The following is a 15,832-nucleotide window of genomic DNA, read 5'->3' as shown; positions in this document are numbered from 1 at the left end:
TCAGCCCTGGACCGGGAGGCGGGCCACCGCGGTGTTGTCGCGCCGCGACGGGTCGAGGCGGGTGGCGGCGACGTGCGCGGTGACCGGCACCTGCCGCGGCGCGTCGGCGGTGAGGCGTACGCGGGCGGTGAGGCGGACCGGGTGGCCCGGCCGTACGGTGTCGATCGCGCAGGCGGCCTGCCGGGCGGTGCGGGCGCAGTCGGCGCCGCTGAGGGCGGTGAACGCGGCGCCGTCGGGGACGCGGAAGGTGACCGGCACCTGGGCGGCGGCCAGGAGGCCGCGCATGGTGACGGTGGCGGTGACGGTGGCGGTCCGGCCGCGGCGGACGGGGCCGGTGGGGCCGGTGGCGGTGATGGACAGGGCGTCGTACACGCCGCGCGGGTCGGCCTCCCCGACGATGACGCCGTAGCTCTCGACGTTGAGCGCGTTGGCGACGGAGTAGCCGTCGGCCTCGCCGTCCTCGGTGCCGGCCGACAGCACGCCGACGAGGTCGCGGGTGCCCTTGACCACGAAGGGGCCGCCGCTGTGGCCCTTGGACAGGTGGCAGTTGTACGTCTCCAGCTTCCCGGCCGGGCCGGCGGCGGGGACGGCGGCAGGGACGGTGGCGGCGTTGACGGCGGTGAGGGCGCGGGCGGGCTGGGTGCGGGCCAGGCACCAGAGCTGGTCCCTGCCGTCGTAGGGCTTCCTGCCGAGGACGCCGGGGTAGCCGGTGGCGATGACGGTGTGCCACCCGCCCTGGCTGCGCAGGGGGGTCAGGGCACCGCCGACGGCGTCCTGGAGGGTGCGCTCGCGCCGCCCTACCTCGATGAGGGCGAAGTCGTAGACGGAGTTCCAGTCGCCGCCGGCCAGGCCGGTGTAGGCGCCGGGTTTCCAGGCGCGGCGCCCGCCCCAGCGTCCGTACGGTTCGCGCTGCCGCTCGTCGGTGGCGCGCCCGTCGTAGGCGGGGACGAAGGCGAAGTGGCTGTGCCACCTCCCGCGCTCGGCCCCTTCGGGGACGCTGTAGACGCAGTGGGCGGCGGTCGCGACGAGCAGCCCGGACGCCGAGCGGACGACGCTCGCGCTGCAGGAGTCGCCCTGCCCGCCGGAGTTGACGAAGAACAGCCGGCCGGTGACGCGGCTGCGCGCGGCCCCGGTGTACGGGCGGCGGACGCGGGCGTAGCCGTTGGCGTCGCCGCCGGGGGTGATGCGCTTGCCGTCGGGCACGCTGAGCAGGCGGCTGGCGGAGGCGGGGACGAGGGGCGGCCGGGTGGCGGGCAGGGGGGTGGCGCCGGCCTCGGCCTGCCTGGCGGGCGTCCAGTAGCGGACGGCCTGGCCGGGGCGCATGAGGGGGGACGCCTCCGCGCGGGCCCGCACCTGCGCGACGGCGGCGCCGCTTCCCGCGGAGCCGGTGGTGGCGGGCGACGGCTGGATCGCGAGGCCGCCCAGCGCGGCCAGTGCCGTGACCAGTGTGGTGACCAGCGTTCTCGCCACGGTGTCCCCCTGCGCGTCGGTGCGGAGCAGATCCTCTCGGTCACTTTAAGTCACGAGAATAGGACGAACCGTAGTCATGGGGGCCGTGTCGTGATCGGTCCGGCCCCGGCCGGCCGGGTCAGCCGGTGGCGGCGTCGCCGGGGCGCGGCAGGAGCTCGGAGGTGACCGCTTCGGCGGGGGAGCGGTCGGGGCGCAGGCCGCGCCAGGACGGGTGGCGCAGCAGCCCGTCGCCGGTGACCTCGGCGTACTGGACCTCGCCGACCAGGACGGGCTCGGTCCAGCGGGCGTCGCGGGCGTGCTCGCGCGGCACCGGTTCGGCGAACGGCGGGTCGGGCCGCTCCAGTGGGGCCAGCCGCTGGTGCAGGTCGGCGAGCATGGCCTGGGTGAAGCCGGTGCCGACGTGGCCGACGTAGCGCAGCAGGCCGTGTTCGTCGTACGCGCCGAGCAGCAGCGAGCCGATCGTGCCGGAGCGCCGGCCGCCGCCGGGCCGCCAGCCGCCGATGACGACCTCGACGGCGCTGACGTTCTTGATCTTGGTCCATTCCGTGCTGCGCCGGCCCGGCCGGTACGGCGAGTTCAGCCGCTTGCACACCACCCCTTCGAGCCCGAGCCGGCGGGAGGAGTCGAGCGCGCGCTCGGCGTGGTCGGGGAACGAGACGGGCACCTGCCACCGGAACCCCGGCGTGAGCACGCTTTCGAGCAGCCGCCGCCGCTCGCTGTAGGGCAGGCCGACGGTGGGCGTCTCGTCCAGGTGCAGGATGTCGAAGGCCATGAACGTCACCGGCACGGCCCTGGCCAGCTCGGCGACGGCGACCGGGTTGCGCTGGTGCATGCGCGGCTGGAGCGCGCCGAAGCTGGGGCGGCCTGCCTCGTCGAAGGCGACGATCTCGCCGTCGATCACGGCGGCGCGGCGGTCCGTGGCGCCGGCCATGAGCTGGAGCTCGGGGTAGGCGGGGGTGATGTCCTTGCCGTTGCGCGACATCAGGCGGACGGCGCCGCCCTCCACGTAGGCGAGGGCGCGCACGCCGTCCCATTTCATCTCCACGGCCCAGTCCTCGCCCTGGACGGAGGTCAGGGTGCCGAGCTGGGCGAGCATCGGCGCGTAGGCCGGCAGCCGCACCATGGTGCGTGCATTACCCCGTTCGCTTGATCGTCAAGGCCGGCCGGGGGTCTCCGGATGGTCAAGCGGCCGGTCCTCGACGAGTTCGGCCAGGTCGACGCCGTGGCGGTGCAGCTCGGTGACGTTGTGGCAGTAGCCGCGCAGGTACGTCCGGCCGCCGATGTTGTGGGTGACGCGGAGGAGGGGGCGGTCGTCAAGGATGATCGCCTCCACCAGGATGCCGTCCGGCCCGCGCCACTGTCCCATGCGGCAAGGGTATGTGACTGGACATAATGGACATGTAATAGAAAAGCGACCGTCATGTTTCCTGACTCGCCCGGAACGGGTGTCCCTAGCGGCAAAGATAACTTAGGGCTAGCTTTAACAGCACAAAGTAGTTCGGTGCCCGGGCGTTAGAAGCGCGTTGCCCGGGGCACTGCACAACCCGAACTTCCTCCGGAGTCGTGGCCGCGCCCCCGTGGCGGCCACGGCGGAACGCCCCGGCAGGCCCGGTCCGGGGCGGCGACGGCCGCGGAGCGGTATAGGCGAATGCCGCCCCGCGGCCGTCGTACGCCCCGCCCCGCCGCCGTGTCCCGCAGTGTGGACAGAACGAGATTCGGGGCCCGGACTCCGTAGACTGTGGGGGTGATTTCCCGTATTGACATGCGCGGTTCCCTCCCGGCGAACCTGCGTGACGTGCTGCCCCGCGCCGAGCTCGACGTCGAGGCCGCCCTGGAGAAGGTGCGGCCCATCTGCGACGACGTGCGCCATCGCGGCGTGGCCGCCGTACGGGAGCTGACCGCCAGGTTCGACGGCGTGGAGATCGCCACCACCCGCGTCCCCGCCGAGGCCATCGAGCGCGCTCTTGCCGAGCTCGACCCGCGGGTGCGCGCGGCGCTGGAGGAGTCGATCCGGCGGACCCGGCTGGTCCACCGCGACCAGCGGCGCGCCGACGTCACCACCCAGGTGGTGCCGGGCGGCACGGTCACCGAGCGGTGGGTCCCTGTCGACCGGGTGGGCCTCTACGTCCCCGGCGGCCGGGCGGTCTACCCCTCAAGCGTGGTCATGAACGTCGTCCCCGCCCAAGAGGCGGGCGTCCCCTCGCTGGCCGTCACCAGCCCGGCCCAGAAGGAGTTCGGCGGGCTGCCGCACCCCACGATCCTCGCCGCCTGCGCCCTGCTCGGCGTCGAGGAGGTCTACAACGTGGGCGGCGCCCAGGCCGTGGCCATGTTCGCCTACGGCACCGAGGAGTGCGCGCCGGCCACCCTGGTCACCGGGCCGGGCAACATCTACGTCGCCGCCGCCAAGCGCCTGCTGAAGGGCCGCATCGGCATCGACTCCGAGGCCGGGCCGACCGAGATCGCGATCCTCGCCGACGACACCGCCGACGCGGTGCACGTCGCCGCCGACCTGATCAGCCAGGCCGAGCACGACACGATCGCCGCCGCCGTGCTGGTCACCACCAGCCCCGAGCTGGCCGACGCCGTGGAGAAGGAGCTGCCCGGCCAGGTCTCGGCCACCCGCCACTCGGCGCGCATCGCCGAGGCACTGAGCGGCAGGCAGTCCGGCATCGTGCTGGTGAGCGACCTCGACGACGGCCTGAAGGTCGTCGACGCCTACGCCGCCGAGCACCTGGAGATCCACACCGCCGACGCCGCCGCCGTGGCGGCGCGGGTGCGCAACGCCGGCGCGATCTTCGTGGGCACGTACGCGCCGGTCTCGCTCGGCGACTACCTCGCCGGCTCCAACCACGTGCTGCCCACGGGCGGCTGCGCCTGCCACTCCAGCGGTCTGTCGGTGCAGTCGTTCCTGCGCGGCATCCACGTCGTCGACTACACCCGCGACGCGCTGGCGCACTCCGCCGCGCACGTCACGGTCCTGGCCGACGCCGAGGACCTGCCCGCCCACGGCGCCGCCATCCGCGCCCGCTTCGACTGGCGCGTGCCCACCACGGAGACGACCGAGTGAACCCCGACATGAAACCCGGCGACGTGACGCTCGCCGACCTGCCCATCCGCGACGACCTCAGGGGCAAGTCGCCCTACGGCGCTCCCCAGATCGACGTCCCGGTCCGGCTCAACACCAACGAGAACCCCTACCCGCCCTCGCCCGAGCTGGTCGCCGACCTCGCCGAGGAGGTGCGCCGCCAGGCGGTCGAACTCAACCGCTACCCCGACCGCGACGCCCTCGCCCTGCGCGCCGACCTCGCCGGCTACCTCGGCCACGGGCTCTCCGCCGGGCAGGTGTGGGCGGCCAACGGCTCCAACGAGGTGCTGCAGCAGATCCTGCAGGCGTTCGGCGGCCACGGCCGCACGGCGATCGGGTTCGAGCCCTCCTACTCGATGCACCCGATCATCACCGGCGGCACCAGCACCGAGTGGATCAGGGCCAGCCGCGAGGACGACTTCTCCATCGACCCCGGCAAGGCGGTCGCGGCGATCGAGGAGCACCGCCCCGACATCGTCTTCCTGACCTCGCCCAACAACCCGACCGGCACCGCGCAGCCGCTGCCCGTCATCGAGGCCGTGCTCAAGGCCGCGCCGGGCATGGTCGTGGTGGACGAGGCATACTTCGAGTTCGCCCGCGAGGGCACGCCGTCGGCGCTGACGCTGCTGCCGGAGCACCCGCGGCTGATCGTCACCCGGACGATGTCCAAGGCGTTCGCCATGGCCGGCACCCGTCTCGGCTACCTCGCCGCGCACCCCGCGGTGATCGAGGCGCTGCTGCTGGTGCGGCTGCCTTATCATCTGTCGACGCTCACCCAGACGGCGGCGCGGGTGGCGCTGCGCCACCGCGCGGAGCTGCTCGGCACGGTCGACGCGCTGCGCCGCGAGCGGGACGACACGGTGGCCTGGCTGCGCGCCAAGGGGCTGCGGGTCGCCGACTCCGACGCGAACTTCGTGTTGTTCGGCCGTTTCCCCGACCGCCGCGCGGTCTGGGAGGGGCTGCTGGAGCGGGGCGTGCTCATCCGTGAGGTGGGCCCGCCCGAATGGCTGCGGGTGTCGATCGGCACCGGCGAGGAGATGGCGGCCTTCCGTGCCGCCCTGGAAGGAGTCCTGTGAGCCGCGTAGGCCGCGTGGAGCGCGTCACGAAGGAGACCTCGGTCCTGGTGGAGGTCGGTCTCGACGGCACCGGCCAGGTGGAGGTCGCGACCGGGGTCGGCTTCTTCGACCACATGCTGGCCCAGATCGGCAAGCACGGGCTGTTCGACCTGACCGTCAAGACCGAGGGCGACCTGCACATCGACTCCCACCACACGATCGAGGACACCGCGCTCGCGCTGGGCGCCGCGTTCCGCGAGGCGCTGGGCGACAAGTCGGGCATCAGGCGGTTCGGCAGCGCGTCGTGCCCGCTGGACGAGTCCCTCGCCCAGGTCACCGTCGACCTGTCCGGCCGCCCCTACCTCGTGCACACCGAGCCCGAGGGCATGGCGCCGATGATCGGCCACGACTACGACACCACGATGACCCGTCACATCCTGGAGTCGCTGGTCGCCCAGGCCGCGATCTGCCTGCACGTGCACGTCCCCTACGGGCGCAACGCCCACCACATCGTCGAGGCCCAGTTCAAGGCGCTGGCGCGGGCGCTGCGCGAGGCGTCCGAGCCCGACCCGCGGGCGACGGGGGTGCCCAGCACCAAGGGCGTGCTGTGACGGGCAACGCCATCGCCGTCGTGCTGGTCTTCGTCGGACTGTTCCTCGCCGGCGGCGTATTCTCCCTGTTCAAGCAAGGTCTCAAGATCGGTGCCGCGGTCTGCGCCGTGGGCGCGGTCATGGCGGTCACGGCGGGGGTGTTGTGGTGGTGAAGAAGAACGTCGTCGTCCTCGACTACGGCTCGGGCAACCTGCGCTCGGCCGAGCGGGCCCTCGCCAGGGCCGGCGCCGAGGTGACCGTGACCGCCGACTTCGACACGGCGGTCGAGGCCGAGGGGCTGGTCGTGCCCGGCGTGGGCGCGTTCGCCGCGTGCATGGCCGGGCTGCGTTCGGTGCGCGGCGAGCAGATCGTCGGGCGGCGGCTGGCCGGCGGCCGGCCGGTGCTGGGCATCTGCGTCGGCATGCAGATCCTGTTCGCCCGCGGCGTCGAGCACGGCGTGGAGACCCAGGGCTGCGGCGAGTGGCCCGGCACGGTCGAGCGGCTGGATGCCCCCGTGCTGCCCCACATGGGCTGGAACACCGTCAAGGCGCCCGCGGGGAGCGTGCTGTTCGCCGGGCTCGACGCCGCGACCCGTTTCTACTTCGTGCACTCCTACGGCGTGCGCGAGTGGGAGCTGCACGCCGGCGAGGGGTTCGCCGAGCCGGTCGTCACCTGGGCCGAGCACGGCGTGCCGTTCGTCGCCGCCGTGGAGAACGGCCCGCTCATGGCCACCCAGTTCCACCCGGAGAAGTCCGGCGACGCCGGCGCCGTGCTGCTGGGCAACTGGCTCAAGACCCTCGACTGAGCACGACACGACCAGGGCGGGAGAGCGGTGAGCAAGGAGCGGGCGCGCCGGCGGGCCGAACGTGAGGCCGAGCGGGCCCGCGCCATGCGCGTCAACGAGGAGCGCCAGGCCCGTGGCGCCCGGCGGCGGGCCCTCCTCGCCCGGCTCGTGCCGCGCCCGGTGCGCGTCCGCCGCCAGGGCGGGCTGATCGCCCGCCGCCACCGCGTCCAGAACGTCGTGGTGGGGGCGGCCTTCCTGCTGGTCCAGGCGCTGGCCTGGCTGATGTGGGGCTCGCCGGCGGTCAGTTTCGCGGTGCTCGTCCTGTCCCTGCTGCTCATACCCGTTGTCGTGACCCTCGCCTTCGACCGGAGGACCTGAAGAAATGTCGCTCGTACTGCTGCCCGCCGTGGACATCGTGGACGGCCAGGCCGTCCGCCTGAGCCAGGGTGAGGCCGGCACCGAGACCGGCTACGGCCCGCCGCTGGCCGCCGCGCTGGCCTGGCAGGAGGCCGGCGCCGAGTGGATCCACCTGGTGGACCTCGACGCGGCGTTCGGCCGGGGGGACAACCGCGAGCTGATCGCGGAGCTGATCGGCCGGCTGGACGTCAACGTGGAGCTGTCCGGCGGCATCCGCGACGACGCCACCCTGGCCGCCGCCCTGGCCACCGGCTGCCGCCGGGTCAACATCGGCACCGCCGCGCTGGAGAAGCCCGAGTGGTGCCGCAAGATCATCGCCGAGCACGGCGACCGCATCGCGGTGGGCCTGGACGTGCGGGGCACGACGCTGGCCGCGCGTGGCTGGACCCAGGACGCCGGTGACCTGTGGGAGGTGCTCGACCGGCTGGAGGCCGACGGCTGCCCCCGCTACGTCGTCACCGACGTCACCAAGGACGGCATGCTCCAAGGCCCCAACCTTGACCTTTACCGGCAAATCTGCGCACGCACTGACAAACCGGTCATCGCCAGTGGCGGCGTCTCCAGCCTCGATGACCTGCTCGCACTGGCTTCTCTCGTTCCGGACGGAGTGGAGGGGGCCATAGTCGGGAAGGCCCTCTACGCTCACGCGTTCACACTGGAGAACGCGCTGGCCGCGGTACGCGTGTAGCTCCGCCGGGAGGGGACGGAATGAGCGTCAGCAGCGACGGCATGCAGAACACCGGTCCGAGGATCTTCTCCGGAGGCATCTGGGAGGAGAGATACGGCTACGCCCGGGCCGTGGTCGCCGGGGAGCGGGTGATCGTGTCCGGGTGCACGGCCACGGTCGAGGGAGAGGTCCGGCACGTCGGCGACGCCTACGCACAGGCGCTGACCGCGATCGACATCGCGCTGGAGGCCGTCCTGATGGGCGGGCTCACCCGCGAGGACGTCGTCATGGTCCGCTACTACGTGGTCGAGCAGCGTCACTTCGACGTCGTCGGCGAGGCCATCGGCGAGGCCTTCGGCAAGGTGCGGCCCGCCTGCACAGGAGTACGGGTCGCCGGACTGGTCGACCCGAGAATGCTGGTCGAGATCGAAATCGAGGCACTGCGAGCATGACCGTAGCGGTACGAGTGATCCCCTGTCTCGACGTCGACGCCGGGCGTGTGGTCAAGGGCGTCAACTTCGAGAACCTGCGCGACGCGGGCGATCCCGTCGAACTGGCCCGGCGCTATGACGAGGAGGGCGCCGACGAGCTGACCTTCCTCGACATCACCGCCTCGTCCGGCGAGCGGGAGACCATGCTCGACGTGGTGCGCAGGACCGCCGAGCAGGTGTTCATCCCGCTCACCGTCGGCGGCGGGGTGCGCTCGGTCGACGACATCGACCGGCTGCTGCGGGCCGGCGCCGACAAGGTGTCGCTCAACACCGCCGCCATCGCCCGGCCGGAGCTGCTGACCGAGGCGTCGCGACGGTTCGGCGCCCAGTGCGTCGTGCTGTCGGTGGACGCCCGGCGGGCGCCCGGCACCCCGAGCGGGTTCGAGGTGACCACGCACGGCGGGCGCCGCGGCACCGGCATCGACGCCGTGGAGTGGGCGGCGCGCGGCGAGGAGCTGGGCGTGGGCGAGATCCTGCTCAACTCGATGGACGGCGACGGCACGCTCGACGGCTACGACCTGGAGATGCTGCGGGCGGTGCGCGCCGCCGTCCGGGTGCCGGTGATCGCCAGCGGCGGGGCCGGCCGGCTGGAGGACTTCCCGCCGGCGGTGGCGGCGGGCGCCGACGCCGTCCTCGCGGCGTCGGTCTTCCACTTCGGCACGCTGAAGATCTCCGAGGTGAAGGACACACTGCGGATGGCGGGCCACCCGGTCCGCTGACCCGCTGGGGGCCACCACGTGACGTGTCAGGTCAGAAGGCGCGCACGTGGTGGTACAGCTCGTAGGCGGTGTCGTGGGCGGCGAACGCGGCCGCCTCCGACCGCTTGACCGCCACGTACGCGCGGCGCCGCAGCGGCCCGAGCGCCTCCATCAGCACCTCGTCGGCCTCCAGCGCGTCGAGCGCCTCGCCGAGCGAGGCCGGCAGGCGCGGGTAGCGGCCCGGCAGCGTGTCGGGATCGACGCCGACCGGCTCGCCGGGGTCGAGCCCGCGCCGGATGCCGTCGAGGCCGGCGTGGATGACCGCGCCCAGCGACAGATAGGGGTTCGCCGAGGAGTCCGACGTCTTCAGCTCCAGGTTGGGCTCGCCGCTCTCGCCGAGCGCGGAGCACACGCGGACCGCGGCCTCGCGGTTGTCCGGCCCGTAGACCGCGTACGCTCCGGCCCAGGTGCGCGGCGCCAGCCGGCGGAAGCTGTTGACGCTGCCGCAGGTGAGCGCGGTGAGGCCGGGCAGGTGGGCGAGGAGCCCGCCGATGAAGGCGGCGCGCACGTCGTTGTCCTCGCCGAAGACGTTGACCTTGTCGTCCCACAGGGACAGGTGCAGGTGGGCGCCGTTGCCCGCCTGGTCGGCCAGCGGCTTGGGCGCCAGCGTGGCCCACATCTGCATCCGCATGGCCACGCCGCGCGCGGTCTCGCGGAACAGCACGTGGTTGTCGGCGGCCCGCAGCGCGGGCGCGTGCCGGATCGACAGCTCCTGCTGGCCGGGCCCGAGCTCCGGGTGGTAGTGCTCGACGCGCAGGCCCTGCGTCTCCAGCGCCCGGACGAGCTTGACGGCGTAGTCGTGGGCCGTGTCGAACCCGATGTTGGCGTAGCACAGCGAGTCGTCGAGCGGGACCAGCCGGTCGGGGCCGCCCGTGGGGTCGGGCAGCCGGCGTCCGAGCGTGAACTCCGGCTCGAACGCCGCGACCAGCGTGTAACCCTCCGTGGCGAGCTCGGCGATCGCGTCCTTGAGGAACGTCCGCGCGCACGCCTCCCAGGGCGAGCCGTCGGGCCTGCGGAGGTCCGACAGCATGGCGGCCGCGCCTGGGGCATGGGGCAGCGGGACGTAGGTGGCCGGGTCGGGGACGATGCGGACCTCGCCCACCGGGCCCAGCTGCTCGACGTCCTGGAGCTGGTCGAGCATGTTCATCGCCATCATGGCCACCGTGTGCCCGATGCCCGTGCCGAGGCGTTCGGCCAGCCGCGACCTGGACGCCGCCTTGCCACGGATCACGCCACCGTGATCGGCGTACAAGAAGCGGATCAGCTCGATGCCCTCCAGCTCGGCCCGTTCGAGAATGCGCCGTGCGTGGGGGTCGAGCTGGCTGGTCCTGATGCCGCTGGGGCGATCTCTCATCCTGCCTGCGTAACACGATCGGGCACTGCGGGGAAGCACCCGGCGCAGACAGAAGGGCGGGTTACGTCAGAACCTGTGAGAAGAACACGGCCAACTGATCGGCTCCTTGGAAGATTCCGTTGATCACACCGTTCACCGCGTCGGCGGCTTGGGCCGGCCGGGTGAACAGGTAGAAGACCACGAACGCGATAGCCACGTAGGTGATCACCTTCTTGACCTGCATGGGGGGCCTCCTGCAGTCCATTCCCAGCCGTATATACCCGGATCTGGGCGATCACTGGCATCCACGGCGAAGATGTTCATGATCATAACCGGGGGGCTTCTTTCCTCTGCCATGGTACGGGCTCGAATGCTCATGCGAGCCCCTACTGGGCCGGGACTTCTGCTTGACCGGCGGCTAGATCCCCAGGGTCGCCGAGCGCACCCGGGCGACCGCCTCGGGGTCTCCCGTGAGCTCCACCCGGGCGTGCTCCTGGCGGCCGAAGCAGAACATCAACAGCTCGGAGGCGGTGCCGGTGACCTCGACCCGAGGTCCCTGGCGCGGGCCGCCGAGCGTCACGCCGCCGCCGAGGCGGTGCAGCACGACGCCGACCGGCGAGCGGCGCAGCATGAGCCGGGCGCCGGCCGAGACCCGCTGCCACAGGAGGCGGTCGAGGCCGGCGGGCAGGTCGCGGGGCTCCCACGCGGGCTGGGCGCGGCGTACGTCCTCGTGGTGGACGAACAGCTCGATCGTGTTGACGGTCTCGTCGAGGAAGCGGGCCAGGCCGTAGACGCCGCCGGGCTGCCGGACGATGCCGACCAGCTCGGGATAGGGATGTCTGGCCTTCATGGCAGCCATGACGGAGGCGGTGTAGCCGGACAGCGCCTTGACCGCGATGCCGGGCATCGCGTCCGGGCGGCGCTCGCGCACCGCCAGGTGGGCGGCCAGGTCGTAGGTGGTCCAGCCCGTGCACAGGGTCGGCGCGTCGGGGCCGACCCGGTCGAGCAGGTCACACAGCGCGTTGCGCTCGTCGCGGGCATACGTCACGTGACCACCCTACCCACGGGAATAACAGCAGGATCAGGGGTGATGTAGTGACTTGCGTGTAAATACCGTTGAATAGAGGGAGGCCAACCGGTGGCGAGCAAGGTCACCTCGGCCGTCATGCGTCAAGGACTGCGGGTCCTTGGGGTGGCCGTCCGTACCGAGAAGGCCGTCTTCGCCCTCGCCGTGCTGGCCAGCGCGGTCTACGGGGGCATGACCGTCGCCTCCGCGTGGGCGCTCGGCTGGGCCACCGAGAACGTGGTGCTGCCCGCCTTCGCCGAGGGCCGGGTCGGCGCCGGCGCGCTGTGGGCCGGCGCGGGCTTCATCCTGGGCACCGCGCTGCTCAAGGCGCTGGGTGTGGCCGGCCGGCGCATCCTGGCGGGCGTCATGCAGTACCGCATGCAGGCCAGGTCCCGCAGGGACGTCACCAAGCAGTACCTCCGGCTGCCGCTGTCCTGGCACCACCGGCACCCCACCGGCCAGCTCCTGTCGAACGCCAGCGCCGACGCCGAGGCCGCCTGGGCCCCGCTCGCGCCGCTGCCCATGGCCGTCGGCGTGATCGTCATGCTGGTCACCGCGGCCGTGGCGATGGTGTTCACCGATCTCGTGCTGGCCCTGGTGGGCTTCCTGATCTTCCCGGCCATCGCCGTGCTCAACCTCGTCTACCAGCGCCGGCTCAGCCCGCTGGCCACCCGCGCCCAGCAGTTGCGCGCCGAGGTCAGCGAGATCGCGCACGAGAGCTTCGACGGCGCGCTCGTCGTCAAGACCCTCGGCAGGGAGGACCTGGAGACCGAGCGCTTCCAGCGCCGCGCCCACGAGCTGCGCGACGCCAACATCGCCGTCGGGCGGGTGCGCGGCCTGTTCGACCCGATGCTGGAGGCGCTGCCCACGCTGGGCGTGCTCGCGGTCCTCGCCGTCGGCGCGATGCGGCTGTCCGGCGGCGCCATCGGCTCGGGCGACCTGGTGCAGGTCGCCTACCTGTTCACGCTGCTGGCCTTCCCGATCAGGGCGCTCGGCTGGGTGCTGGCCGAGCTGCCGCGCAGCGTCGTCGGCTGGCAGCGGGTGCAGGCCGTGCTGGACGCCACCGGCTCCATGGACTACGGCACGCGGGAGGCCGCCGCGCAGGAGGCCGGGCCCGCCGCCCTGGAGGTGCGCGGCGTCTCCTACGCCTACGGCGAGGCCGAGGTGCTGCACGACGTCGCCTTCGAGGTGCCCGCCGGGCGTACCGTCGCGATCGTCGGGCCGACCGGCGCGGGCAAGTCCACGCTGGTGCAACTGCTCGTCAGGCTCGTCGACCCCGACCGGGGCGCGGTCCTGCTCGACGGCGCCGACCTGCGCGAGCTGGCCTACGGCGCGGTCGCCTCCTCGGCGGCCCTGGTGCCCCAGCAGACGTTCCTGTTCGACGACACCGTACGCGGCAACGTCGCGCTCAACCTCGACACCCCCGACGAGGACGTGTGGGCCGCGCTCCGGCTGGCCCAGGCCGACGGCTTCGTGGCCCGGCTGCCCGAGGGGCTGGACACGCGGGTCGGCGAGCGGGGCGCGTCCCTGTCCGGCGGCCAGCGCCAGCGCGTCGCGCTGGCCCGCGCGGTCGTGCGCCGCCCCCGCCTGCTCGTGCTCGACGACGCGACCAGCAGCGTCGATCCCCAGGTCGAGGCCAAGATCCTTTACGGCCTGCGGGACGCCGCCGAGGCCTCCACCGTCGTGGTGGTCGCCTACCGCATGGCCACGATCGCGCTCGCCGACGAGGTCGTCTACCTCGACCACGGCCGGGTCGTGGACCGCGGCCCGCACGAGGAGCTCATCGAGCGCTGCGCGGGCTACCGCAACCTCGTGACGGCCTACGAGCGCGAGGAGGCCGAGCGCGCCGCGATCGAGGTCGCGGGCGTCACCGGGGAGGAGCTGGAGGAAGAGATCGAGAAAGAGATCGCCGGCGAGGAAGAAGAGGTCAGCGCATGACGGTCCAGGGCATCCACGGCAACGCCGAACGCTCCGCGCTGGCCACCGTCCGGCAGGGGCTGTCGCTCACGCCCGAGTTCCGCAAGGGGCTCGGGGTCACGCTGGCCCTCGCCGTCGTCGCCACGGTCGGCAAGATCATCGTGCCGATCGCCGTCCAGCAGACCATCGACCAGGGGCTCAAGTCCGGCAGGCCGGACGTCGCGTACATCACCTGGGCCGTGGTCGTGTGCGCCGCCGCCGTGCTGCTGACGGCGCTGGCCGCGTACGTCATGAACGTCCGTCTCTACAAGGCCACCGAGTCGTCGCTGGCCACCCTGCGCGTACGCGGCTTCCGGCACGTGCACGACCTGTCGGTGCTCACCCAGAACTCCGAGCGCCGCGGCGCCCTGGTCTCGCGCGTCACCAACGACATCGACCAGATCAGCTCGTTCATGCAGTGGGGCGGGCTGATGATCATCGTGTCGCTGGGGCAGCTCTTCGTGGCCACCGTGCTCATGCTCGTCTACTCCTGGCAGCTCACGCTGCTGGTGTGGATCTGCTTCATCCCGCTGATGATCGCCCTGCCGCGCTTCCAGCGGCTGCTGTCGCGGGCGTACACGGTGGTGCGCGAGCGCACCGGCGACATGCTGGCCGCGGTCAGCGAGTCCGTCGTCGGCGCCGCCGTCATCCGCGCCTACGCCGCCGAGCGCCGCACCGCCGAGCGCGTCGACAAGGCCGTCAACGCCAACCGGGCCGCCCAGACCAGGGCGCAGACCATCGTCGGCTTCGTCTTCCCGCTGACCGAGATCGTGGCCGCCGTCGCCATCGCCGGGATCGTCCTGCTCGGCGTACGGCTCGGCCTGTCCGGCGACATCTCGCAGGGCCGGCTCGTGGCCTTCCTCTTCCTCGTCACGCTCTTCGTCTCGCCGCTCCAGACCGCCACCGAGGTGCTGAACGAGGCCCAGAACGCGGTCGCCGGGTGGCGGCGCATCCTCGGCGTCCTCGACACCCCGCCCGACGTGGCCGACCCCGGCCCCAAGGGCGTCGAGCTGCCCCGCGGCCCGATCTCCGTCGCCTTCGAGGACGTGGACTTCGCCTACCCGGGCGGCGCGCCCGTGCTGCGCGAGGTCTCGGTGCGGATCCCGCCGCGCTCGCGGGTCGCGATCGTGGGGGAGACCGGCTCGGGCAAGACCACGTTCGCCAAGCTGCTGACCCGGCTGATGGACCCCGTCGCGGGCCGCGTCACCGTGGACGGCCACGACCTGCGCGACGTACGTTTCTCCTCGCTGCGCGAGCGCATCGTCATGGTCCCGCAGGACGGCTTCCTGTTCGACGGCACGCTGGAGCAGAACATCCGCTACGGCAAGCCGTCGGCGACCCGCGAGGAGATCGCGCTGGCGCTGACCGAGCTGGGCCTCGCCGACTGGCTGGAGGGACTGCCCGCGGGCCTCGACACGCCCGTCGGCCAGCGCGGCGAGTCGCTGTCGGCGGGCGAGCGCCAGCTCGTCGCCCTGGCCCGCGCCTACCTCGCCGACCCCGACCTGCTGCTGCTCGACGAGGCCACCTCGGCCGTGGACCCGGCCACCGAGGTGCGCCTGGCCCGCGCCCTGGAGGGCGTCACCCGCGGGCGCACCGCCGTCTCGATCGCCCACCGCCTGTCCACGGCCGAGAACGCCGACGAGGTGCTGGTCTTCGACGCCGGGCGGCTGGTGCAGCGCGGCCCGCACGCCGAGCTCGTGGGGCAGCCCGGGGTGTACGCCGACCTGCACGCCTCCTGGGTCTCGGCCGCCCGTTCCTGATCAGCCGGGCCCCGAGGCGAACGTCACGGTCGTGCCGCGGGGCCCGGACACGATCATCACCTGGTCGCACAACGTCCGCGTCAGCCACAGCCCTCGCCCGCCGCTCTCCAGGCCGGCGGGCGGGCGCTCGGCGGCCGTCCAGCCCGGCGGAAGCCCCGGGCCCTCGTCGGAGACCTCGCACCACAGCCGGCCGGCCTGCGACCAGAGACGCAGCGTGCCGCGCCCGCCGCCGTGCACCACGGCGTTCGTGGTGATCTCGTTGACCGCCAGCACGAAGTCCTCCAGCCGCGGCCCGGCCAGCCCTTCGCGGGCGGCGTGCTCGGCGACCGTCCTGCGCAGGGACGTGATGTGCCCGCGCGCGAAGACCACGCCAAGCACCTGCCTACACATCGCCCACCCC

The 15,832-nt window shown here is 72.9% G+C and carries 18 protein-coding genes; 11 read left to right on the top strand and 7 right to left on the bottom strand.

Annotated elements, in window-relative coordinates; translation table 11 throughout:
• The 3 genes from BMW85_RS01855 to BMW85_RS01845 form a co-directional block, all read right to left on the bottom strand.
• Positions 1–1,470, bottom strand: coding sequence for a trypsin-like serine peptidase (locus BMW85_RS01855; RefSeq protein WP_143082066.1), 1,470 nt, complete (start codon positions 1,468–1,470; stop codon positions 1–3).
• 118 nt (positions 1,471–1,588) lie between these two features.
• On the bottom strand, positions 1,589–2,593 hold the full coding sequence (gene ligD, locus BMW85_RS01850; RefSeq protein WP_091075999.1) for a non-homologous end-joining DNA ligase: 1,005 nt from the start codon (positions 2,591–2,593) through the stop codon (positions 1,589–1,591).
• 30 nt (positions 2,594–2,623) lie between these two features.
• A complete protein-coding gene (locus BMW85_RS01845) occupies positions 2,624–2,836 on the bottom strand; it encodes a hypothetical protein (protein WP_091075996.1) in 213 nt (70 codons plus the stop codon).
• A 378-nt stretch (positions 2,837–3,214) separates the two neighbouring features.
• Here BMW85_RS01845 and hisD point away from each other — a divergent pair, with 378 nt between their 5' ends.
• From hisD to hisF, 9 genes are read left to right on the top strand one after another with little or no spacing between them, the layout of a single operon-like run.
• On the top strand, positions 3,215–4,537 hold the full coding sequence (gene hisD / locus BMW85_RS01840) for a histidinol dehydrogenase (RefSeq protein WP_091075994.1): 1,323 nt from the start codon (positions 3,215–3,217) through the stop codon (positions 4,535–4,537).
• Positions 4,538–4,545: 8 nt separating this feature from the next.
• Complete coding sequence (locus BMW85_RS01835) at positions 4,546–5,631, top strand: histidinol-phosphate transaminase (RefSeq protein WP_091077118.1); 1,086 nt, start codon at positions 4,546–4,548, stop codon at positions 5,629–5,631.
• Positions 5,628–6,221, top strand: a complete 594-nt coding sequence (gene hisB / locus BMW85_RS01830; RefSeq protein ID WP_091075992.1) for an imidazoleglycerol-phosphate dehydratase HisB — start codon at positions 5,628–5,630, stop codon at positions 6,219–6,221. The genes BMW85_RS01835 and hisB overlap by 4 nt, the downstream gene beginning before the upstream one ends.
• Positions 6,218–6,373, top strand: coding sequence for a CG2302 family histidine operon protein (locus BMW85_RS49190; RefSeq protein ID WP_177240453.1), 156 nt, complete (start codon positions 6,218–6,220; stop codon positions 6,371–6,373). The genes hisB and BMW85_RS49190 overlap by 4 nt, the downstream gene beginning before the upstream one ends.
• A complete protein-coding gene (hisH, locus tag BMW85_RS01825; RefSeq protein ID WP_218155658.1) occupies positions 6,370–7,005 on the top strand; it encodes an imidazole glycerol phosphate synthase subunit HisH in 636 nt (211 codons plus the stop codon). The genes BMW85_RS49190 and hisH overlap by 4 nt, the downstream gene beginning before the upstream one ends.
• Before the next feature lie 27 nt (positions 7,006–7,032).
• Entirely contained in the window at positions 7,033–7,362 is a 330-nt protein-coding gene (locus tag BMW85_RS01820; RefSeq protein ID WP_091075986.1) for a hypothetical protein, read from the top strand.
• Positions 7,363–7,366: 4 nt separating this feature from the next.
• Positions 7,367–8,089: a bifunctional 1-(5-phosphoribosyl)-5-((5-phosphoribosylamino)methylideneamino)imidazole-4-carboxamide isomerase/phosphoribosylanthranilate isomerase PriA gene (gene priA / locus BMW85_RS01815; protein WP_091075983.1), complete on the top strand. Its 723-nt coding sequence runs from the start codon at positions 7,367–7,369 to the stop codon at positions 8,087–8,089.
• A 20-nt stretch (positions 8,090–8,109) separates the two neighbouring features.
• Complete coding sequence (locus tag BMW85_RS01810) at positions 8,110–8,520, top strand: Rid family hydrolase (protein ID WP_091075981.1); 411 nt, start codon at positions 8,110–8,112, stop codon at positions 8,518–8,520.
• Positions 8,517–9,278, top strand: coding sequence for an imidazole glycerol phosphate synthase subunit HisF (gene hisF / locus BMW85_RS01805; RefSeq protein ID WP_091075979.1), 762 nt, complete (start codon positions 8,517–8,519; stop codon positions 9,276–9,278). Before BMW85_RS01810 ends, hisF begins: the two co-directional genes overlap by 4 nt.
• Positions 9,279–9,309: 31 nt before the next feature.
• On the opposite strand, the gene BMW85_RS01800 is transcribed toward hisF, so the two are convergent.
• The 3 genes from BMW85_RS01800 to BMW85_RS01795 form a co-directional block, all read right to left on the bottom strand.
• The gene (locus BMW85_RS01800) at positions 9,310–10,671 is read right to left on the bottom strand and encodes a glutamine synthetase family protein (protein ID WP_091075976.1); all 1,362 of its coding nucleotides are present in this window, start codon (positions 10,669–10,671) and stop codon (positions 9,310–9,312) included.
• Positions 10,672–10,732: 61 nt separating this feature from the next.
• Positions 10,733–10,894 carry a cytochrome c family protein gene (locus tag BMW85_RS49185; RefSeq protein WP_020543816.1) on the bottom strand — a complete coding sequence of 54 codons (162 nt, stop codon included), beginning with the start codon at positions 10,892–10,894 and terminating at the stop codon, positions 10,733–10,735.
• 174 nt (positions 10,895–11,068) lie between these two features.
• Positions 11,069–11,698 (bottom strand): TIGR03085 family metal-binding protein, encoded by a 630-nt coding sequence (locus BMW85_RS01795; RefSeq protein ID WP_091075973.1) that lies wholly within the window; start codon positions 11,696–11,698, stop codon positions 11,069–11,071.
• A gap of 117 nt (positions 11,699–11,815) precedes the next feature.
• On the opposite strand from BMW85_RS01795, the gene BMW85_RS01790 reads away from it, so the two are divergent.
• Positions 11,816–13,654, top strand: coding sequence for an ABC transporter ATP-binding protein (locus BMW85_RS01790; RefSeq protein WP_245774605.1), 1,839 nt, complete (start codon positions 11,816–11,818; stop codon positions 13,652–13,654).
• On the top strand, positions 13,651–15,432 hold the full coding sequence (locus BMW85_RS01785; RefSeq protein WP_091075969.1) for an ABC transporter ATP-binding protein: 1,782 nt from the start codon (positions 13,651–13,653) through the stop codon (positions 15,430–15,432). Before BMW85_RS01790 ends, BMW85_RS01785 begins: the two co-directional genes overlap by 4 nt.
• On the opposite strand, the gene BMW85_RS01780 is transcribed toward BMW85_RS01785, so the two are convergent.
• On the bottom strand, positions 15,433–15,801 hold the full coding sequence (locus BMW85_RS01780; RefSeq protein ID WP_177240452.1) for an ATP-binding protein: 369 nt from the start codon (positions 15,799–15,801) through the stop codon (positions 15,433–15,435). It lies immediately after the preceding gene.
• Positions 15,802–15,832 lie beyond the last annotated feature (31 nt).

Source organism: Nonomuraea wenchangensis (assembly GCF_900111685.1).
Lineage (GTDB): Bacteria > Actinomycetota > Actinomycetes > Streptosporangiales > Streptosporangiaceae > Nonomuraea > Nonomuraea wenchangensis.
The sequence above is the reverse complement of the archived record's forward strand: the minus strand, read 5'-3'. Positions and strand labels throughout refer to the sequence as shown.